The sequence below is a fragment of the Mesorhizobium sp. M7A.F.Ca.CA.002.05.1.1 genome (assembly GCF_003998335.1).
GTDB lineage: Bacteria > Pseudomonadota > Alphaproteobacteria > Rhizobiales > Rhizobiaceae > Mesorhizobium.
In genome coordinates, this window is sequence record NZ_RZQI01001406.1 from 1 (window position 1) to 932 (window position 932).

The window sequence follows — 932 nt, forward strand, 5'->3', positions numbered from 1 at the left end:
ACTCCAGCCCATGCTCACCGAGCGCCGCCAGCACCGCCGGACGGAAGGCGCAGGTATCGGCGACGATCGAGACCGGCAGCGGCCGCTTGGCGCGGGCAATGCCGCCCTTGGCACCGACCCAGACCAGCCGGTCGATGGCAAGGCACTCACCGGCCGACGGGCCGACGCGTTCCTCGATCACCGCAAGGTCGATGGTCCCGGCCGCAAGGGCAGCCGTCAGTTCCGGCGACGAGGCGCAGACCAGCGATATCTCGATCTGCGGATAGGTCTCGGCATAGGTCTTCAGCACCGGCGCCAGCAAGGTGCCGACAAGGTCGTAGGGCACGCCGAGCCGCACCTGGCCGGCCACCAAAGTCCCAGCCATCTCGGCCCAGATCTCGTCATTCAAGGCCAGCAACCGCTTGCCCCTGCCGAACAGCTGTTCACCGGCGCGCGTCAGCCGCAAGCCGCGCCGGTCGCGCGTAAACAGGCTGGAGCCGAGCGCCTCCTCCAGCCGCTTGACCTGCTGGCTGACAGCACCCTGCGTCAGGTGCAGCGCATTGGCCGCCGCCGTCATGCTGGCCTTGTCGGCGACGGTGATGAAGGTGCGGATCAGCGCCATGTCGAGATTTCGGATCATGGGTGGCATTATCTATCCTAATGCTGACCATAGCAAACATTGCATTTACTGAAGTTCGCACGCAGCTACGATCGCAGCCCTCTGACAGAGGACGCCGCATGCTCGAGCCCATTCTCCCGCTCATCCTTTTTGCCATCGTCGCCACCACCACGCCCGGCATCGCCACGACCCTGTCTACGGCGTCCGGCGCGCAGTTCGGCTTTCGCCGTTCCGTGCCCCTGCTGGTCGGCAGCGCCGCCGGCCTCGCCACCGTCACGGGTGCCGCTGCCGCCGGGCTTGCCGGTCTGCTGCTTGCCGTGCCTTCGCTGCAACT

Annotated in this window: 1 protein-coding gene and 1 pseudogene; one reads left to right on the forward strand and one right to left on the reverse strand. The window is 66.8% G+C overall.

Annotated elements, in window-relative coordinates; genetic code table 11:
• Nucleotides 1-619: LysR family transcriptional regulator (locus EN939_RS35930; protein WP_127272026.1), on the reverse strand; the 619-nt coding region annotated here is incomplete at its 3' end.
• Nucleotides 620-717: 98 nt separating this feature from the next.
• Between EN939_RS35930 and EN939_RS35935 the strand changes: the two are divergent.
• Nucleotides 718-932: pseudogene (locus EN939_RS35935) on the forward strand (LysE family translocator); the annotation flags it as partial.